18 protein-coding genes are annotated in these 18,704 nt (G+C 63.9%); 7 read left to right on the top strand and 11 right to left on the bottom strand.

Annotation, left to right across the window (positions count from 1 at the left end; translation table 11 throughout):
- Positions 1-24: 24 nt before the first annotated feature.
- Positions 25-1,065, top strand: a complete 1,041-nt coding sequence (locus tag NKH05_RS16640) for a zinc-dependent alcohol dehydrogenase family protein (RefSeq protein WP_023720018.1) — start codon at positions 25-27, stop codon at positions 1,063-1,065.
- A 20-nt stretch (positions 1,066-1,085) separates the two neighbouring features.
- On the opposite strand, the gene NKH05_RS16635 is transcribed toward NKH05_RS16640, so the two are convergent.
- Entirely contained in the window at positions 1,086-1,979 is an 894-nt protein-coding gene (locus tag NKH05_RS16635) for a LysR family transcriptional regulator (protein ID WP_352495984.1), read from the bottom strand.
- Between the two features lie 208 nt (positions 1,980-2,187).
- Here NKH05_RS16635 and NKH05_RS16630 point away from each other — a divergent pair, with 208 nt between their 5' ends.
- Positions 2,188-3,603, top strand: coding sequence for an MFS transporter (locus tag NKH05_RS16630; RefSeq protein WP_031194301.1), 1,416 nt, complete (start codon positions 2,188-2,190; stop codon positions 3,601-3,603).
- Here the strand turns inward: NKH05_RS16630 and NKH05_RS16625 are convergent.
- Complete coding sequence (locus NKH05_RS16625; protein WP_023720016.1) at positions 3,572-4,429, bottom strand: alpha/beta fold hydrolase; 858 nt, start codon at positions 4,427-4,429, stop codon at positions 3,572-3,574. The two genes, NKH05_RS16630 and NKH05_RS16625, sit on opposite strands and share 32 nt — an antisense overlap.
- Positions 4,430-4,610: 181 nt before the next feature.
- Entirely contained in the window at positions 4,611-5,504 is an 894-nt protein-coding gene (locus NKH05_RS16620) for a DMT family transporter (protein ID WP_352643872.1), read from the bottom strand.
- Positions 5,505-5,608: 104 nt separating this feature from the next.
- On the opposite strand from NKH05_RS16620, the gene NKH05_RS16615 reads away from it, so the two are divergent.
- On the top strand, positions 5,609-7,012 hold the full coding sequence (locus NKH05_RS16615) for an aminotransferase-like domain-containing protein (protein WP_352484216.1): 1,404 nt from the start codon (positions 5,609-5,611) through the stop codon (positions 7,010-7,012).
- A gap of 245 nt (positions 7,013-7,257) precedes the next feature.
- Here the strand turns inward: NKH05_RS16615 and NKH05_RS16610 are convergent, their stop codons facing one another.
- The 3 genes from NKH05_RS16610 to NKH05_RS16600 all read right to left on the bottom strand — a co-directional run bounded on the left by NKH05_RS16610 (position 7,258) and on the right by NKH05_RS16600 (position 9,711).
- Entirely contained in the window at positions 7,258-7,755 is a 498-nt protein-coding gene (locus NKH05_RS16610; RefSeq protein ID WP_023720013.1) for a MaoC family dehydratase, read from the bottom strand.
- Positions 7,756-7,893: 138 nt separating this feature from the next.
- A complete protein-coding gene (locus NKH05_RS16605; protein ID WP_023720012.1) occupies positions 7,894-8,322 on the bottom strand; it encodes a phasin family protein in 429 nt (142 codons plus the stop codon).
- Positions 8,323-8,406: 84 nt separating this feature from the next.
- A complete protein-coding gene (locus NKH05_RS16600; RefSeq protein ID WP_023720011.1) occupies positions 8,407-9,711 on the bottom strand; it encodes a DUF445 domain-containing protein in 1,305 nt (434 codons plus the stop codon).
- Positions 9,712-9,902: 191 nt separating this feature from the next.
- On the opposite strand from NKH05_RS16600, the gene rirA reads away from it, so the two are divergent.
- A complete protein-coding gene (gene rirA / locus NKH05_RS16595) occupies positions 9,903-10,364 on the top strand; it encodes an iron-responsive transcriptional regulator RirA (RefSeq protein WP_023720010.1) in 462 nt (153 codons plus the stop codon).
- 13 nt (positions 10,365-10,377) lie between these two features.
- Here rirA and NKH05_RS16590 read toward each other — a convergent pair whose 3' ends face one another.
- From NKH05_RS16590 to hemP, 5 genes are read right to left on the bottom strand one after another with little or no spacing between them, the layout of a single operon-like run.
- Positions 10,378-11,166: a heme ABC transporter ATP-binding protein gene (locus tag NKH05_RS16590; RefSeq protein ID WP_353025764.1), complete on the bottom strand. Its 789-nt coding sequence runs from the start codon at positions 11,164-11,166 to the stop codon at positions 10,378-10,380.
- A gap of 10 nt (positions 11,167-11,176) precedes the next feature.
- Positions 11,177-12,280 carry a FecCD family ABC transporter permease gene (locus NKH05_RS16585; protein WP_352484214.1) on the bottom strand — a complete coding sequence of 368 codons (1,104 nt, stop codon included), beginning with the start codon at positions 12,278-12,280 and terminating at the stop codon, positions 11,177-11,179.
- A 5-nt stretch (positions 12,281-12,285) separates the two neighbouring features.
- On the bottom strand, positions 12,286-13,188 hold the full coding sequence (locus NKH05_RS16580) for a heme/hemin ABC transporter substrate-binding protein (protein ID WP_352856295.1): 903 nt from the start codon (positions 13,186-13,188) through the stop codon (positions 12,286-12,288).
- 11 nt (positions 13,189-13,199) lie between these two features.
- Entirely contained in the window at positions 13,200-14,261 is a 1,062-nt protein-coding gene (locus tag NKH05_RS16575; RefSeq protein WP_352814605.1) for a hemin-degrading factor, read from the bottom strand.
- Positions 14,262-14,270: 9 nt separating this feature from the next.
- Positions 14,271-14,477 (bottom strand): hemin uptake protein HemP, encoded by a 207-nt coding sequence (gene hemP, locus NKH05_RS16570; RefSeq protein ID WP_352856296.1) that lies wholly within the window; start codon positions 14,475-14,477, stop codon positions 14,271-14,273.
- A gap of 201 nt (positions 14,478-14,678) precedes the next feature.
- Here hemP and NKH05_RS16565 point away from each other — a divergent pair, with 201 nt between their 5' ends.
- From NKH05_RS16565 to NKH05_RS16555, 3 genes are read left to right on the top strand one after another with little or no spacing between them, the layout of a single operon-like run.
- Positions 14,679-16,892: a TonB-dependent hemoglobin/transferrin/lactoferrin family receptor gene (locus NKH05_RS16565; protein WP_502905010.1), complete on the top strand. Its 2,214-nt coding sequence runs from the start codon at positions 14,679-14,681 to the stop codon at positions 16,890-16,892.
- Positions 16,893-16,894: 2 nt separating this feature from the next.
- Entirely contained in the window at positions 16,895-17,329 is a 435-nt protein-coding gene (locus tag NKH05_RS16560; protein WP_031194295.1) for a hypothetical protein, read from the top strand.
- A 47-nt stretch (positions 17,330-17,376) separates the two neighbouring features.
- A complete protein-coding gene (locus tag NKH05_RS16555; protein WP_352495976.1) occupies positions 17,377-18,663 on the top strand; it encodes an energy transducer TonB family protein in 1,287 nt (428 codons plus the stop codon).
- The last annotated feature ends 41 nt before the right edge of the window (positions 18,664-18,704 follow it).

Below are 18,704 nucleotides of genomic sequence, written 5' to 3'. Positions count from 1 at the left end.
GCATGAAGTGATGAGGAACTGCCGATGAAAGCCGTCGTCTTCGAAAAATTCGGCGAGGCGCCGACGATCCAGACCGTGCCGGATCCGACGCCTTCGCCGGAAGGCGTCGTCATCAAGGTCGAGGCGACTGGCCTTTGCCGCAGCGATTGGCATGGCTGGATGGGCCACGACGACGGCATCCGCCTGCCGCATGTGCCGGGCCACGAGCTGGCAGGCGTCGTGGTCTCCACAGGCAGCCAGGTGACCCGCTGGAAGACCGGCGAGCGCGTCACCGTGCCGTTCGCCGTCGGCTGCGGCCGCTGCTCCGAATGCACCTCGGGCAACCACCAGGTCTGCGAGCACCAGTTCCAGCCCGGCTTCACCGCTTGGGGCTCGTTCGCCGAATATGTCGCCATCGACCACGCCGACACCAATCTCGTGCGCTTGCCCGACGAGATGGAATTCGCCACCGCCGCCAGCCTCGGCTGCCGCTTCGTCACCTCGTTCCGCGCCATCGTCGACCAGGGCCGGGTGACGCCCGGCGAATGGGTGGCCGTGCATGGCTGCGGCGGCGTCGGCCTGTCGGCGATCATGATCGCCAGCGCCATGGGCGCCAATGTCGTTGCCATCGACCTGACCGACGAGAAGCTGGACTTCGCCAAAACGATCGGCGCGGTGGCGACGATCAACGCGGCAAAGACGCCGAACGTGGTCAAGGCAGTCAAGCAGATCACCAATGGCGGCGCGCATATGTCGATGGACGCGCTCGGCCATCCGACGACGTCGTTCAACTCGATCGCGAACCTGCGCCGGCGCGGCCGCCATGTGCAGGTCGGCCTGATGCTCGGCGAGCATGCCAGGCCGCAGATACCGATGGACAAGGTGATCGCCTTCGAGCTCGAGATCCGCGGCAGCCACGGCATGCAGGCTTTCCGCTATCAGGCGATGATGGAGATGATCCGCACCGGCAAGCTTAAGCCCGAACTGCTGGTCGGCAAGAAGATCAGCCTCGAGGAAGCGCCGGCCGCATTGATGGCTATGGGCGGCTTCGAAGGCATCGGCATCGGCGTGGTGACCCGATTCTAGATCAGCGACCCGACTCTGGATTAGCGGAGAAAGGCGCAGACTTCCCGCACGCAGGCGCGTAACCAGCGTTGCGCCGGATCGGCGTCGAGCCGCGGATGCCAGAGCATCGAGATCGTGACCTCGGCAACGTCGACCGGCAACGGAAAGCTGAACATGCCCGTGCGCGCGCCTAGCGTGTGCCGCTCGGGGACGCTGGCGATCAAATCGGAGGCGCGCGCCATGGCGAGCGTGGCCGAGAAGCTGGAAACCATGCACACAATCGTCCGCTGGAGACCCAGCAGTTTCAAGGCCTCGTCGATCGGGCCTTTTTCGCGACCACGCCGCGAAACGCTGATGTGGCGGCCGGCCGCATAGCGGGCCGGCGTCACCGGACCCTCGCTCAGCTCATGGCCCATTCGCACCGCACCGATGAAGCGGTCGCGAAACAGCGCCTGAATACGCATTTCAGGGCTCGTTTCACCGGCAACCCCGATTTCGAGATCAATCCCTGCGTCACGCAGCGACATGTCGTTCTTGTCGGATTTCGGCGCAAAACGCAGCTGCACGCCAGACGCATCCGCTTCGATACGGGCGACGAGACGCGGCGCGAACTCCTCGACGAAGCTTTCATTGGCGCGCAGCGTAAAAACGCTGTCGAGGCATGAGAGGTCGAGCAAGGTGGCCGGGCGCAGGAGCGCTTCAGCTTCCTGCACGACGCGGCCTGCCTGCTGCTGCAATTCCTGCGCGCGCGGTGTCGCAACCAGGCCACGGCCGGCCCGGACCAGCAATGGATCGCCTGTCGCTTGGCGCAGCCGCGCCAGCGTCCGGCTCATCGCCGACGGACTGAGGTGCAGCCGCGCGGCAGCACGGGCGACGCTGCCCTCGCTCAGCAGCACATCGAGGGCGACAAGCAGATTGAGATCGGGTGACGACATGGAAGGACCATAACACAGCTCAGCGGTGACGTGGCGTTTCATGCACGAATAAGATGCAAATACTGCGCCTTCCGCCACATCAAGCAGAGGAATAGCTTCCGACAGCTCCGATTTTGGGGGCTTGCCGGCAGAGGAGTTCACCGTGGCATCGACCGCTGAAAAGACTTGGTCTGAAAAGAGCTGGGCTGAAAAGGCCGGGGCTGAAAAGATCGGGAATGAAACGGCCCCGGTGAGCGTCCGCTCGGCCCGATGGGCGTTGGCCAGCCTGTCGCTTTCAACGCTGCTGTCGTCGCTCGCCACCAGCATCGCCAGCGTCGGGCTGCCATCGCTGATGCAGGCATTCGGCGCATCGTTCCAGCTCGTGCAATGGGTCGTTCTTGCCTATCTGCTCGCCATCACCACCTTGATCGTCAGCGCCGGGCGACTCGCCGATATATTCGGCCGCCGCCCGCTATTGCTCGGCGGCATTGGCCTGTTCACCTTCGCATCGGTGCTTTGCGGGCTCGCGCCGACGCTCTGGCTGCTGATTGCCGCAAGGGCGGCACAGGGGCTCGGCGCGGCCGTCATGATGGCTCTGACGCTGACCTTTATCGCCGACACGGTTCCCCGGGAAAAAACCGGCAGCGCCATGGGCCTGCTCGGCGCCATGTCCGCGATCGGCACCACGCTTGGCCCCTCGCTTGGCGGACTGCTGATCGCCGGTCTCGGCTGGCGAGCGATCTTCCTCATCAATCTGCCGTTGGGGGCGCTGGCCTTCGCGCTCGCCCGTCGCGTCCTGCCGGCTGGAAAAAAGTCAGCGGAACCGGATCGCCGCGGTTTCGACGGCATCGGCACGGCTTTGCTCGCGCTGACGCTAGCCGCCTATGCGCTCGCCATGACCCTTGGGCGCGGCAGTTTTGGTTCTCTCAATGTCGGCTTGCTGATTGCCGCTGCCGTGGGTGGCCTGCTGTTCGTCATTGCGCAGACAAGCGCCGAGAACCCTTTGATCCAGCCTGCGAGGTTCCGCGATAGCGCCTTGAACGCAAGCCTCGCCATGAGCCTGGTCGTCGCCACCGTGATGATGGCGACGCTGGTGGTCGCGCCATTCTATCTGTCGCGCGCGCTTGGGCTGGACGCAGCCATGGTCGGGCTGGTTCTGTCGGCCGGCCCTCTGGTTACGGCCTTGGCGGCGCTGCCGGCCGGACGCCTGGTCGATCGTTTCGGGGCGCACCGGATGATGATCGTCGGCCTGCTCGATCTCGCCATTGGTATCTTCATTCTGTCGCAGGCGGAATTCGGTATTGCCGGCTATGTCGTGCCAATCATCATCGTCTGCACCGGCTACAGCCTGTTTCAGACCGCCAACAATTCAGCCGTGATGACCGGCGTCGCGTCCGACCAGCGCGGCGTCGTCTCCGGCCTGCTCAATCTGTCGCGCAATCTCGGCCTGATCACCGGTGCGTCGGTGATGGGCGCGGTGTTTGCCTTCGCATCGGCTGGCGGAGGCGAAGGCACCGGTCGGCAGGTATTGGCATCTGCGGCAGCCGCACGCGGCATGCAGGTCACTTTCCAGGTCGCGACGGCCCTGGTGGTGGCGGCTTTGATCATTGCGATTATTTCTGGTCGCCGCGGCCAGCGCGCTTAGCTGAGCCGCCAGCGACGAACTCCAGCATCAGTTCAGCAGCCCTGAGCGCATGCGTCTCCAGAAGGAAATGGCCTGCGTCGAAGACGTGGGCCTCCATCCGGGGAAGATCCATAAGCCACGATTGAACCTCTGCAATGTCGAAGAAGGCATCGTGGCGACCCCAAAGAAGCATCGCTCGGGGTTGACGCTTCGCCAGATAATCAGCCACCGCCGCGAACCGGTCGACATATCGGCCGTAGTCGGCAATGAGCGCCTTCTGCAGATCAAGTCGTCCCGGCAGGCACATGACCCGCCAGTCTTCAATCCAACCACCTGGATCGATCTGCGCCGCGATCTCGGCTGGCAGGCCGGCGACGTACTGGTCGCGGGTTCCCTCGAGGGTGAGATGGGCGGTGGCGGCCTGCTCATTCGCCGCATTCGGCTCAGCCCAGAAGTCCAATGTGTCTGCCCATTGCGAACCAAAGCCGGAGCGGTGGGCATTGGCATTCTGGACGACAAGGCCTTCGACGAGTTCCGGGGCGCGCATGGCGAGATGAAGCGCTACCGGGGCTCCGAAATCATGCAAATAGAGAAACCTGCGGCCAACGTTGAGACGCGAGAGCAGCTCTTCAATCGCGCTGGCCAGCATGTCGAACGACGGCTCGGGCGGCAGATCGGATGCGCCGAAGCCCGGCAGGTCCGGCGCCACGACATAGACGCTGCCGGAGAGCGGCGCGATCACGTCGCGAAACGTCCGCGACGAGCTAGGAAAGCCGTGCAGCAGCACGAGCGCGGGTTCGGAAGCATCACCAGCCGTCCGGACGGCCACCTCGCCACCCGAGGACAAGCGTATCTTCTGGATCCCAGGCACCAAAATTGCCCCTTTTTCTCCACGCCGCGCAAGGCCCACTTCGCGCCTTGCGCCACGCTGGCCGATTCGGCGCCTCGGAGACGCCGTTCCGCCAGGTCGGCAGCTCTTGGTATCAACTGGACGCGATTGTATCGAGTTCAAGACTGCGCCGGCGCACCTATCTCGCATATCTCTTGGCGCCGACGACGCAAAGCACGACGGCGGCGGTGACGGCGATCATGGCGGGACTGACCTGCTCATGCAGCAGCGCTGCCGCCAGCCCAAGGCCGAAGAAAGGCTGCAGCAGTTGCAGCTGCCCGACCGCGGCGATGCCGCCTTGCGCCAGGCCGCGATACCAGAACACGAAACCGATCAGCATGCTGAACAGCGACACATACGCCAAACCTATCCACGCGCCCCTGCCGGCACTTTCGAGCGACGGCGGCATGGTGATGAACGTCAGCGCCAGCATGACCGGCAGCGACAGCACCAGCGCCCACGAGATCACCTGCCAGCCGCCGAGCTTGCGCGACAGCGCCGCTCCTTCGGCATAGCCCAATCCGCACACGATGATGGCGGCCAGCATCAAGATGTCGCCGAGCGGCGAGACCGAGAGGCCATGCGTCACTGCAAAACCGGCAACAAGGGCGCTGCCGAGACACGAGAACAGCCAGAACGCCGGTTTCGGGCGATCACCGCCTCGAACCACGCCGAAGATCGCGGTCGCCAACGGCAACAGGCCGACGAAAATGATCGAGTGAGCCGAATTGATGTGCTTGAGCGCCAGCGCTGTCAGCAGGGGAAAGCCGACCACGACGCCAAGCGCGACGATCGCCAGCGAGAACAGATCTTGCCGCTCCGGTCGCTTCTGGCGAAAAACGAGCAGCAGCGCGAGGCCGAGAATGCCCGCCGAAGCCGCACGGGCGACCGTCACGAACACCGGATCGAAATCCATCACCGCCACGCGCGTCGCCGGAAGCGAACCGCTGAAGATCAGCACGCCTATGAACCCGTTGACCCAGCCGCTCGCCGCCCAGCTACTCGCCGCCCCACCACTCACCGCCTTGTCCATCGATGCCCCGCTCGTTTCGCCCTCTATCGGGCCGGGCGTATGGCTCCGCCAGAGACAATGAGGTACAGTTCGACAAAACCGTGATGGTAGGCTGAGCAGTACGGATGGACGAGCAGACGACAACAGATGAGGGCAGCCGGACGCTTGTCGAAACCGTCATGGCGACGATCAGGCACAGGATCGCCGCGCGCAGCCTGACACCGGGAATGCGGCTGCCTTCGATCCGGGCTTTCGCCAAGGCCATGCAGGTTTCCAAATCCACCGTGGTCGAAGCCTATGAGCGTCTTGCGGCGGAAGGCATGATCCGCTCGCGGCCGGGCTCGGGTTTCTATGCCGCCGGATCGCTGGCTCCGCTGTCACTGGCCGAGATCGGCCCCAGGCTTGACCGTGCTGTCGACCCGCTGTGGGTCTCGCGCCAATCGCTGGAAGCTGGCGACAATGTGCTCAAACCCGGTTGCGGCTGGTTGCCGGCCGCATGGATGCCCGAGGCCGGATTGCGCCGCGCACTGCGGACCATGGCCCGCGCCGACGATGCCGCGCTGACCGATTACGGCACGCCGCTCGGCTTGCCGGCGCTGCGCCATCTGCTGGCGCGGCGCATGGCCGAGCACGGTATCGAAGCCTCCCCGGACCAGATCATGCTGACGGAATCGGGCACCCAGGCGATCGACCTGCTGTGTAGGTTTCTGCTCGAACCGGGTGACACCGTGTTGGTCGACGATCCCTGCTATTTCAACTTCCATGCCCTGTTGCGCGCCCATCGGGCCAAGGTGATCAGCGTTCCCTACACACGCTCGGGGCCGGACATCGAGCTGTTCGCGCAAGCGCTGAACGAGCACCGGCCGCGCCTCTACATCACCAATTCCGCGCTCCACAATCCGACCGGCGCGATATTGTCGCCCGTCGCCGCCCATCGGCTGCTGAAGCTCGCCGACCAGTCGGGGCTGACGATTATCGAGGACGATATCTTCGCCGATTTCGAACATACGCCCGCGCCCCGGCTGGCGGCCTTCGACGGTCTCAGCCGGGTCATCCATATCGGAAGCTTCTCCAAGACGCTTTCGGCATCGGTGCGCTGCGGCTTCATCGCCGCTCCTCGCGACTGGATGGAAGGATTGACCGATCTCAAGATCGCCACGTCCTTTGGCAGCGGGCGGCTTGCATCCGAACTGGTGCTGACGCTGCTGAAGGACGGCCTCTATCGCAAGCACGTCGATCTGCTGCGCGCGCGGCTCTCGCGCGCCGTGGAAGAAACCAGCGCCCGCCTGAAGGCCATCGGCATCGTGCCATGGATAGATCAGCCGGCCGGCATGTTTTTGTGGTGCAGGCTGCCGGAGGGGATAGATGCCGCGGATGTCGCCCGTCACGCTTTGTCGGCCAACGTCGTGCTTGCGCCCGGCAATGCGTTCAGCCTGTCTCGGTCGGCCAGCCGTTTCATGCGCTTCAACGTCGCCCAGTCCGGAGACGACCGGATTTTCAGGGCGCTTGAACAGGCGATGTCGCGCTGATTTGCACCGCCGCACGCCTGTCTGAGCCCGTGTCCTCGGAGACTGTTTCGAAATTCGCTCTGGCGAGTCATATGGTGGTGGTTTCGAGAACCGGAGCGCAGCGGACATTTAGGTCCGTGAGCACCGGCCTACGCCGGCCGTAGCCTTAACTGCCACGACCGCTGATCGGTGCTTCGGCCGGCGAAGGCCGGAAGCGCAGAAAACGCGATCAGATGGCTGCCAGAGTAGAGTTTCCAAACGGTCTCTCAGGTGCCGGCCCGCTTGCGGCGTGCGTAAAGCATGACGAGCGTCTCGGCGGTCAGCGCCGGCCTCTGCTCGCCTTCGATCTCGACCGTATTGGAAGCCTTCATCAGATATTGCCCCGGGCCTTTGTCTTCCATCGACAACAGCGTGGTGCGCAGCCTGATTCGCGAGCCGACCCTGACTGGCGCCACGAAACGCACTTTGTCGAAACCGTAGTTGAAAGCGGCCTGCGTGTTTTCGGGTACGATGCCCATCTCAAGCGCCAGCGCGCCGATGATCGACAGGGTCAGATAGCCATGCGCGATCGTGGTGCGAAACGGGCTTTGCCGCTTCGCCCGCTCGGGATCGACATGGATCCATTGATGATCGCCCGTGCATTCGGCAAACTGGTCGATGCGGTGCTGATCGACCAGCGTCCAGTCCGAGACGCCTAATTCCTGCCCGGCCATCGCCCTGAGTTGCTCGAAGGTCGGCGGCGTCGTGGGCCGTATCTGCGTCATTCCTGCTTTCCCGATCGCTTGCCTGTTCCGGACCACGACGGGCCGCCCCTGTCAATTCGCCAGTGCGATTCCAGCCCATAATCTTCGGCCGCGAACCGCCAGTCTTCGCCGCCGGCAAGCGTGCTGCTGGGGAACAGCTTATTTCTTGTCGTGGCCGGCGCGGATCTCCTCCATCGCCTCCTTGATGCGGCTGCGCAGGATTTCGATGGATTCGGTGCCGGACGCCCTCGCCAGTTCGGCCATCTCGCCGGCATTCTTCAGCGCGGTCTCGAAGGATCTCCTGGCGAACGCCGCCTGCTTCTGCATCATTTCCTGGGGATTGCCGGGCGCCCTGTAGTTTTGTGCCATGTCGGTGATTTCGCGCAGCGTGTCCTGTAGCATCTCGCGTTGCCTGGACAACAGCGCCGACGCTCCGGCGGCACTCGCCCTGGCCGACTTCTCCAGCGCTTCCAGGTTCTTGGCGTGGTGGGCGAGGATCGCCTCGACATCGACATTCGGCAGCTTCAGGTCGCGGCCGAACTTGCCGAACATGTCGATAAAGGACTCGGAATCCGGTCGTTTTGCCATGCTGGTACTCTCCCCCTGTTGCCGTGAACGCCGCCACTGCACGGAAGATAGTGCAGCGAAGCTCAGCGGTCCATTCGGACGAGGTCAGCCGACGAGAAACAGCCGTTCGGCGGTGTAGAGCACGAGCCCGGCAAGGCCACCGATGATCATGCCGTTGAAGCGGATATATTGCAGGTCCTTGCCGATGTTCATCTCGATCAGCCTTGTCAGTTGCGCGAGGTCCCAGCGCTTGACCTGGTCGGCGATGAATTTGGACACGCCGCTCTTCTGGCTTTCGACGAAGGATGCCAGCGCCACGATGAACCCCTGGTTCATGTCGGCCCTGATCTGCGCGTCGTCGGCAAGATGGCGGCCGACCTCGACGAACATGGTGGCGAGATGGTCGCGGATCATCGAATTCGGCGCCTTGGCGTCCTGCTCGATGAACAGCCGCAGGCTCTCCCACATGTCGCCGGCCAGAGCGCTGAGTTCCGGCCGGGCGAGGAAATCTCGCTTCAGCTTTTCGGCGCGCCTGGCATATTGTTTGGATGTCCTCAGCCGCTCGACGAAAGTCGCGACGAAAAGGTCGAATTCGGCGCGCATTGGATGGTGCGGATCGGCGCGCACTTCATCGAGCAGCGAGCCGGCCGACGCAACGATCTTCTTCAACAGATAGGCGTCGGCGCGAAACAGGTTGAACAGCGACGGCAGTTCCTCGCGGATCTTCTCGCGCATCGTCGCCAGCGCCTGCTCGTCGCTCAAGAAGCGGCCGACCACCTTGGTGAACTCGTCGAATAGTTTCTGGTGGCGGCGATCGTCAGTCAGCGCCGACAGCAACTCGGCGGCGAGCGGCGCCAGCGGCACCTTTTCGATCTGCTCCAGCATACGGCTGGTGACGAAGCCGCGCAGTCCGGATTGCTCGACCGCCGCCAGCGTCTGCGGCACCAGCCGGCCGACAAAACGCGACAGGTCGGCGGCGCGGTTCGGGTCGGCCAGCCAGTCCGCGACCAGCGCGGAAAAATCGACTTCGGCGAGCTTTTCGCGCACCGGCTCCGGCGCCAGGAAATTGACCTCGATGAAGCGGCCGAGATTGTCGGCGATTCGGTTCTGGTTCTCCGGGATGATAGCCGTATGCGGGATCGGCAGGCCGAGTGGCCGCCGAAACAGCGCTACCACCGCATACCAGTCGGCCAGCCCGCCGATCGTCGCCGCCTCGGCGAAAGCGGCAACAAAGCCCAACCACGCATGCCGGCTCTCGAACGATTTCGCCGCCGCAAAGATCAGCACGCAAAACGCAAGTGCTGCGGTGGCAGCGAACTTGGTGCGCCTGAGCGCCGAAAGCTTGGCATCGGCGTCGGTGTCGAACCGGGCGAACGCGACGGATGCAAGAACCGGGGCTGGTCGTGACATGGTGGGCCGCTCCTGATCGATCATGCGAACTTATCTAATGTCGCTTCCCACAGAAAGCGCGCCGCTGATCCCGGTGCGCGCAATCGCGCATGCAAACTTGACGCCTGAATTCATCTATTATGCAGCGCCAGTCTGGAATTGTTCCAAACTATAGGCCATATTGACCCCAACCACTGCTATGTGAGGACACAATGCGGCTTACCCGTCAGACCAACTACGCCATGCGCATTCTGATGTATTGCGCCGCCAATACCGAACGGCTGAGCCGCATCCCCGAGATCGCCGCCGCCTATTCGGTATCGGAACTTTTCCTGTTCAAGATCCTGCAGCCACTGGTCGAAAACGGCTTGATCGAAACGGTGCGCGGCAGGAATGGCGGCGTCAGGCTCGGTCGCGCGGCCGAAACGATCAGCCTGTTCGATGTCGTGCGGGTGACGGAGGAAAGCTTTGCCATGGCCGAGTGCTTCGAGAACGACGCCGCCGAATGCCCGCTGGTCGACAGCTGCGCCTTGAATTCGGCATTGCGCGAAGCGCTCAACGCCTTCTTCGCCGTGCTGTCGCGCTACACGATCGCCGATCTGGTGGCGGCGCGCCCGAATGTGCGACACCTGCTCGGCATCGACATGCTGGTGCAACGGGCGCCGGCCGCCTGATTTTTCTGATTGCCTAAGCTGCCGATTGCGGCAAAACGAACGGCATGTTTCCTGCCGGCAACACGCCGACCTTCAGCCGGCAATCGAAGACCTTTTCGATCAGCTCGTCGCTGAGTACCTGTTGCGGCGAACCTGTAGCGGCGAGCCTGCCGCGATGCATGACGAAAATCCGGTCGGCATACATCGCCGTCAAATTGAGGTCGTGCAGGATGGCGACCACGCCGCCGCCCCGTCTGGCGAAATCACGCACGATGTCCATGATGATCAGCTGGTGTTTGATGTCGAGGCTGGACACCGGCTCATCGAGGAACAAATAGCGCGGCTTGCCGTCGAGCACCGGCGCCCAGACCTGGCAGAGTACGCGGGCAAGCTGCACGCGCTGCTGCTCGCCGCCGGACAATTCCTGGTAGAAGCGGCCGGCAAAACCGTCGAGGTCGACGCGCGCCAGCGCGCGTTCGGGCAGGCGCTGGTCCTCGCCGGGCAGCGCGCCGGAGCGCCCGCCGACCAGGCCCAGCCTGACGATCTCACGCACAGTGAACGGGAAGGACAGCGTCGTCGCCTGCGGCAGCACCGCGCGCACCGTCGCCGCCTCGACCGGCTTCATCGCCGATAGATTGCGGCCGTTGATGGTGACCTCTCCCGAATAGCCAAGATCGCCGGACAGTGCTCTGAGGAAGGTCGTCTTGCCCGAACCGTTGGGGCCGACAATGGCCGCGATTTCGCCCGGCCGCGCCTCGAAATCGACATTGGCGACAATGCGCTTGCCGCCGATCGCCACCGAGACATCGCGCGCTTCGATCATAGGCAAACTTTCACAGGTCGATGACGCCGCGCTTGCGCAGCAGTATCCACAGGAAGAACGGGGCACCGGCGACCGCGGTGACGATCCCAATCGGCAATTCGGCCGGGGCAACGATGGTGCGGGCAACGGCGTCAGCCAACAGCAGCAGCGCGGCGCCGAGCAGCGCCGATGCCGGCAGCAGGTAACGGTTGTCGGGGCCGATCAGCAGGCGCAGCAAATGCGGCACGACGATGCCGACAAAACCGATGCCGCCGCTGACGGCGACCGACGCGCCGACCGCTGCCGAGACGCCGACGATCGCGGTGTATTTCAGCCGCTGCACCGGAATGCCGAGATGGCCGGCCGTCGCCTCGCCAAGCGCCAGCGCGTTGAGGCCGCGCGCCAGGAACGGCATTGCCGCCAGCGCCAGCACGATGATCGGCCCGACGGAGCCGATTTTTTGCCAGGTTGCGCCGCCCAGCGAGCCGAGCTGCCAAAAGGTCAGGTCGCGCAATTGCCGGTCGTCGGCCATGAAGATCAGGATGCCGGTCAGCGCCATGGCAAGCGCCGCCAGCGCGATGCCGGCGAGCAGCATGGTGGCGACCGAGGTCCGGCCTTGCCGTGTCGCGACCTGATAGAGCAGCAATGTCGTCGCCAGCCCGCCGCAGAACGCAGCCAGCGGCAGAGCCAGCGTGCCGAGCGCCGAGGTCAGCGGCGCCAGCATGGTCGAGCCAAGCACGATGACGGCGACCGCACCGAGGCTCGATCCGGCCGAAACGCCGATCAGGCCGGGGTCGGCCAGCGGATTGCGGAACAAACCCTGCATGACGGCACCGGAGACGGCAAGCGATGCGCCGACCAGTACGCCCAGAATGACGCGCGGCAGACGGATGTCATGGATGATCACATGGTCGCGGGCGCTCAATGCCGCGTCGCCGGGCAACGCGCCGAACAGCCAGTCGTGCATGACGCCGATGGCCGAGGCATCGGATGCGCCGGAGGTCAGTGACAACAGCACGGCGATAGCCAGCCCGACGCAGAGCAGAACGATGACGAGGCGGGCGCGCCGCGAACGGTCACCCTCGGCTGCCGTCGCCATGATGCCCGCCGCATCAGCGATCGAATGATCGGCCATCGCGCTCAATCCGTGACCTGGCCGCCATAGAGCGAGACGGCGAGATCATGGATAGCGTCGGCCGTGCGCGGACCGAAGCCGAGCAGATAGCCGCCGTCCATGCGGATCAGCTTGCGGGCGACACCCGCCGGCGTCGGAGCCACGGCAGGGTTCGAAAACAATTCGTCATCCGCGGTGGCCCGCCCGGCATTGTTCATCATCAGGATCACGTCAGGCCTGGCGGTGATGACTGCCTCGTCCGACAATTGCTTGTAGCCGGCAAAGCCGTTGATGGCGTTGATACCGCCCGAAAGCTTGATGATACCGTCGGCGGCGGTGTCGATGCCGGCGGCAAGCAGCTTGCCGCCCTGCATCGACAGCACGAACAGGATGCGCTTGCGCTCCTTGATCGAGGCGGTCTGCTTTTCGGCTGCCTTCAGCTTGGCGTCGATCTGGGCTGCCAGCGCATCGGCCTTGGCCTCGACGCCGAGCGCCTTGCCGACGATGTGGATCTTTTCCAGAATGCCTTGATTATCATAGCGCTCGGGCATCTCGATGAACGGGATGCTCGATTTCTTCAGCACGTCGACGGCTTCCTTCGGTCCGCTTCCGTGCAGGGCCAATATACCCGACGGATTGACCGACAGCACACCCTCCGGCGACAGCTGGCGCATGTAGCCGACATCCGGCAGTTCCGCCGCCGCTTGCGGATAGCGGCTGGTCGAATCGCGCGCGACAAGGCGATCCTGTTCGCCGAGCGCGTAGACGATCTCGGTGATCGAGCCGCCGATGGCCACGATCCTCGAGCGGTCGGCAAAAGTCGCGATGCCTTCGGCGGCCTGAGCCGGCATCAGCACGGCGAACGCCAGGAAAACAGCGGCCGCAGGACCAAGCGCCGACCTGGAGACCAGCCTGGAGAAAAGAACCATCGTCGTTTTCCTCAGGCTGCGGTCGGGCTTGGGATACGCGGCATGTTTTCGGCCAGAAAGCGCCAGTCTTCGCGCTCGCTTTCGCCCTCATGCCGCTTACCGAAGAACTGGATGATCATCTTGCCGTCGGTGCCATAGACTTCGAGCGACGTGACATGGCCGTCCTTGGTCGGCTTACGCACGGCCCAGACCTCATCGATGTGGTCGGTCCGCAGGTGCAGATGGAAGGTCTCGTCGAGCACATTGAGCCATGGTCCCATCGGCTTGATCGAGGCGACGGGGCCGGAATGGATCTGGATGCAGCCGCGATTGCCGACAAAGCACATGATCGGCATGGCGCCAGCGGCGGCGTGGTTGAACATGGCGCTCACCGCATCGTTATCGACCAGCCAGGCATAATCCTGGCCGACCAAGCGCACCGCCTGCCGGCGGCTGAGCTTCAGTGTCTTCAGCATGCCGAAGAACTGATGCACGTCGGTTAGTTGGCTCCAGCGGTCGCGCAGATCCTCGACGCTGGCCGAATTGTCCGCAGTCTCGATCTCGTCGTCAGCCGCGCCCGCTGAAATCGCCACCGTCGGTTCCTGGTTCGGAGATTCCAGCCCGGCCACCAGCTTCTGATAGGCATAGAGGTTGGATGCGGGTCTGAGATGCACCTTGTGCATCGCCTCGCCTGCGGCGTCGAAGAACTGCAGGCTGCGACGGATGTCGGCGCCGTCGCGCTTTTCCACCGCAAAGCCGTGCGCCCAGACTTTCGGGAAGATGCGCAGGTCGATGTTTTCGCCGAGCACCATGGCATTGTGATTCCCGGTGACGACCTTGTCGTAGACGCCGATCTTCTCGTGCACCGCGCTTTCGTTGCGGGTCAGCGCCATCACCTCACCGACAGCTTCGAGACCAGTCAAAAGGTCGTTGACACGCGGCTCGACCCGCACGACCCCGTCGCCGCAATGCGCGGCGACCAGTTCGGCCTCCGAAATACCGAGTTGGGCGGCGAGGTCGCGCTCGCGCATTTTCGGATTGTCTACCCGTGCCCGTCGGATCTCGTGCGGGGCGGGTTTTACGCGCTGGTCCATTTCCACCACCTACTTGTTGAGGATGAGCTTGCCCTGCCGGGTGATCTTCAGCCGATACAGCGCACCGTGATGTTCGATGCCGATCTCGTGCTCGCCCTGGAACAGCGTGTTGCTGGACAGCGTTCTCACGGCCGATGGGACCCGTTCGAAGCGGACGGAATTTTCGTCGGAACGGCGGACGCGATAGCGAAAGTCGCTGGGATTGTGCGTGTTCATGGGTTCGCTCCCTGTTCTGTGCCGGGCATCTGGCTCGGCGCCTGCGTGAAATGCCGATTCAATTCTTGACTCGAATGGTCATGTTATCTAGCAGTGCAATACCGGAGTAAATGAGTCAACATTTAAGACGCCGGACGCGATGAAAAATGCCAGCGAGCCCCAAGCCAGCCAGCATCGAACATGGATTCTTGGAGTTGCAGCATGGGGTTGGCGAATTGGGGACGGCCGGCGGGCAGCGGCCTGGCACACTGTTCTATGACAAGCAAAATGGCCGCGTTGCTGGCCGGCGCGGCGGCGATCCCGCTGCTCGCCGCACCGGCCGGCGCCCAGCAGGCTGCCCAACCGGCAGCCGACCAGCAGCAGACTGACCCGTCTCAACCGCCAGAACAGGCAAAGCCCGCCCCGGCGGGTGCCACGCTGCTCGACAAGATCCTGATCCTCAGCCGCACCGGCGAGACGGCGATCGAGTCGCTTGCTTCAGCCAGCCATGTCGACGAGGAACAGCTAGAGCGCCGCATGGCGACGACGCCCAACGACATGCTGTTCGGTGTGCCGGGTGTCGCCGTCCAGGCCGACGCAAGGCGTGTCAGCTCCAGCATCAACATCCGCGGCCTGCAGGACTTCGGCCGCGTCTCCGTCATCGTCGACGGTGCCCGCCAGAATTTCCAGCGCTCGGATCACGGCACGCAATCGACCTTCTACATCGATCCCGAATTGATCAAATCCGTCGACGTGATCCGCGGTCCGGTCGCCAATACCTACGGCTCCGGGGCGATCGGCGGCGTCGTCTTTTTCGATACCAAGGATGCTCAGGATTTCCTCAAGCCCGACGAGACCTGGGCGGCATCCGCGACCGGGCGTTACGAAACCAACGGTGAAGGCTGGACCACCAGCGCCACCGGCGCCTACCGGATAAACGAGAACTGGGACGTGCTCGGCAACATCGTCTACCGCGACTATGACGACTACAAGCATGGCGGCGGCGACACTGTAGCGGGCACTGGCTTCGACGTCTTGAGCGGCCTCCTCAAGACGACCATCCGCCCCAGCGAAAACAGCGAGCTGAAGCTCGGTTGGATCGGCTCGAACGACGGATGGACCGAGACCAGCGGCAGCGCGCCGGTGAACGACGCCGACCTGAAGGCGAATACCTTCACGGCCCGCTACAACATCACCGACGAAGACAAGAGCTGGCTCGATCTCCACATCAACGCCTCTTACAACAAGACCAAGCTCGATCTGACGACCCTTGTGGCGCAAAACCGGTTTGATCCGGTCACCGGTCTGCCCGTGGTTTTGCCGGCGGGTTCGAAATCGATGTTCGACATCGGCACCTCCGGCATCGACATCTGGAACACGTCGAGATTCGAGACCGTTGGGATCGCGCATGAGCTGACCTATGGCGGCGACTGGGTTGGCGACGATGTCGAGACAGGCGGCACGGCGGGCGGCGACAGTTTCTACACGCCCTCGGGCGATAGAAACGTCTCCGGCGCATACGTCCAGGACAAGCTCACCTGGGACTGGCTCGAGGTCATCGCCGGGCTGCGTTACGACAGCTACAAGCTAGACAGCGATGTCGGCGAAACCTCTGGCGACCGGCTGTCGCCACGCATCACAGTGGGCATTTCGCCCTTCGAAAGCACCAGCCTTTCCGGCCTGCAATTCTACGGCACTTACGCAGAAGGCTACCGTTCCCCTTCGCTATCGGAGACCCTGATCAGCGGCAATCATCCGGCAGGCGTCAGCTTCCCGTTCCTCCCCAATCCCAATCTCAAGCCCGAAACCGGCAAGACCGTGGAGTTTGGCGTCAACTACAGCACCAACGGCGTCATCGAGGCCGACGACGCGCTGCGGCTGAAGGCGGCCTATTTCAACAACAATGTCGACGATTACATCGACGGCGTGACGCTATCGGCGTTCGACCCGACCAGCGGCTGCCCGTTCGGTCCGGGCATCCCGATCTGCTTCCAGTATCAGAATTTCGCCAAGGCCAAGATCCACGGCTTCGAGATGGAGGGCGTCTATGACGCAGCCTGGGGCTTTGCCGGGCTTTCGGCGTCGTTCACCGATGGCCACACGATTTCCTATGAAGGCGAGCGGGCGGACCTTGTCACCGTCCCCTCCTCCCAGGTCACCGGGCAACTCGGCTTTCGCTTCCTCGAGGACAGGCTGACTGTCGGCGGCGAGGTGCAATACAACGGCAAGCCGCAGGGCAACGCGGTGGCCAAGGACTATACGCTGGTCAATGCCTTCGCCAGCTACCAGGCGACCGACAATTTCAAGGTCGATTTCCGCGCCGACAATCTGTTCGACGTCAAATACGCCAACCCACTGAACGCGTCGACCACGAGTATCGTCTACGAGCCCGGCGTCACCCTGAAGCTGGCGGCGACCATGCGGTTTGGAGGCTGACGATGAGGCAAGGCGTGACAGCATCCCTTCGTCTGTTGGCCGCGGCGGTGGCTATGTCGCTTGCGGCGGCTCCGGCATGGACACAGCAGCAAGCGCCGGCGCTGATCCTCGAGCTGAACGGCGCGCAGCCATCCGACAAGGGCTGCCGCCTAACCTTCGTGGTCACCAACAATCTCGGCGCCGGTCTTTCCAAGGCGGCGTTCGAGATCGCGTTGTTCAACGAGGCCGGCGTCGTCGACCGGCTGACCGTGCTCGATTTCAAGGAGCTGCCTGCAGGCAAGACCAAGGTGACGCGTTTCGACCTTGCCGGCACCGATTGCGGCAAGGTCAGCCGCGTGTTGATCAACAGCGCCACGGAATGCGCCGGCGCCGAGCCGAATGCCTGCATGCGCGGGCTGAAGACGCAGACCAGGACCGGCATCGCCTTCGGGGTCTGAATTTGGGACTGGAACCGGCATTCGCGCGAAACACCCTGGCGTGGCCATTGGCCGGTTTCCTGCCGCCGGAACCGGACGATCCCGATTTCGCCATCCCTCGCGGGGTGCTGCATGTTTCGCCGCGCGACAGACCGGAAGACAGTTGCATCGCCGATGCCGACGGCGAATTGACTGCGGTGCCGGCGGAGCCATTGCGGCAGGCACGACAGATGCAGCGGCGCCACAACTGGACGGTGGCGATCGCCTGCTCTTGCGCATTTCACGCAGCGGTGGCGCTGGCCTTTCTCACCCTGCCGGACGACAGGCCAAGCATCGAAGGTGCCGACCAGCAAGGCGAAATGCTGCTCGGCGCCGATCCGCAGCAGGCGGCCGGCGATGTCGGAGACGACCCGGAAGTGACCAACGTAACGATGGTGACCATGCTCGACGCCAAGCCCGTCGAAACGGTCGAGGCGCAGGCAACCGCGGCAGAGGAGGCGCTCCAGCCGGTCACCGATGTGGCGGAAGCATCGGAAAAAGATGTGGTCGAGCCGGTTAGCGAGGCCGTCACGGAAACTGCTCCTCTTGCCGATCGCCCCGAGCCCGCGCCTGCCCAGCCTGTCGAGCCGGCGCGCCCGGATCCATCGCCCGACATTCTCGCGACCGACAGGCTGGTGCCCACTGACGACAATGCCGTGCCGCCGCCAGTCAGCACGGTCGAAAGGGCCGATCCTGCCGAGACGAGTGCTCCGGCACCAGCCGACCCGGCGCCGGCCGAAACGGTTCAGACGGTCGAGACCGTCGTCGCGGCGGAAGAACCGAAGCCGGAAAGGCCGAAGCCCAAGCAGCCGAAGAAGGCAACCGCAAAGAACAAGCCGGCCAGGAAAGCCGAACCAAACGAGCCTGAAAAGCCGGTCTCGCGCAAGAAGGCGGGCAAGGCACTTGCCAAAGCCGATTCCAAGAAGAAAAAGACCGGCTCCGGCGGCCGTGACGAAATGGATGTCGCGCGCGGCACGGCCGACGGCAAGAAGGACGGCAAGATCCTGACTGCCAGCAGGGGCGGCAAGTCCGGCATCGGCAATGCAGCCGTCACAAACTACCCCGGCAAGATCCGATCAAAGCTGGTGCGGGCCTTCAATTCGACACGCACGCGCGCCACGGGCACAGCCACGGTTGCCTTTACCGTCGGTTCGAACGGCAGCGTCCGGTCGGCCAGGCTGACGGGCAGTTCAGGCGTTGCCGCGCTGGACAAGGCCGCTCTCGACGCGGTCCGCCGGGCTTCTCCGTTTCCCCCGATTCCAGACGGAGCCGGTCGCTCGGCCTGGCAGTTCGAGGTGCCGCTCGGTATCAGGTAGCGACCCTCCCCACGCAGAGTCGGCGCCGCCCTGCCCGCGAT

It is taken from the genome of Mesorhizobium sp. M1399 (assembly GCF_040317735.1).
GTDB lineage: Bacteria > Pseudomonadota > Alphaproteobacteria > Rhizobiales > Rhizobiaceae > Mesorhizobium.
This window is presented reverse-complemented; position numbering and strand designations above follow the sequence as displayed.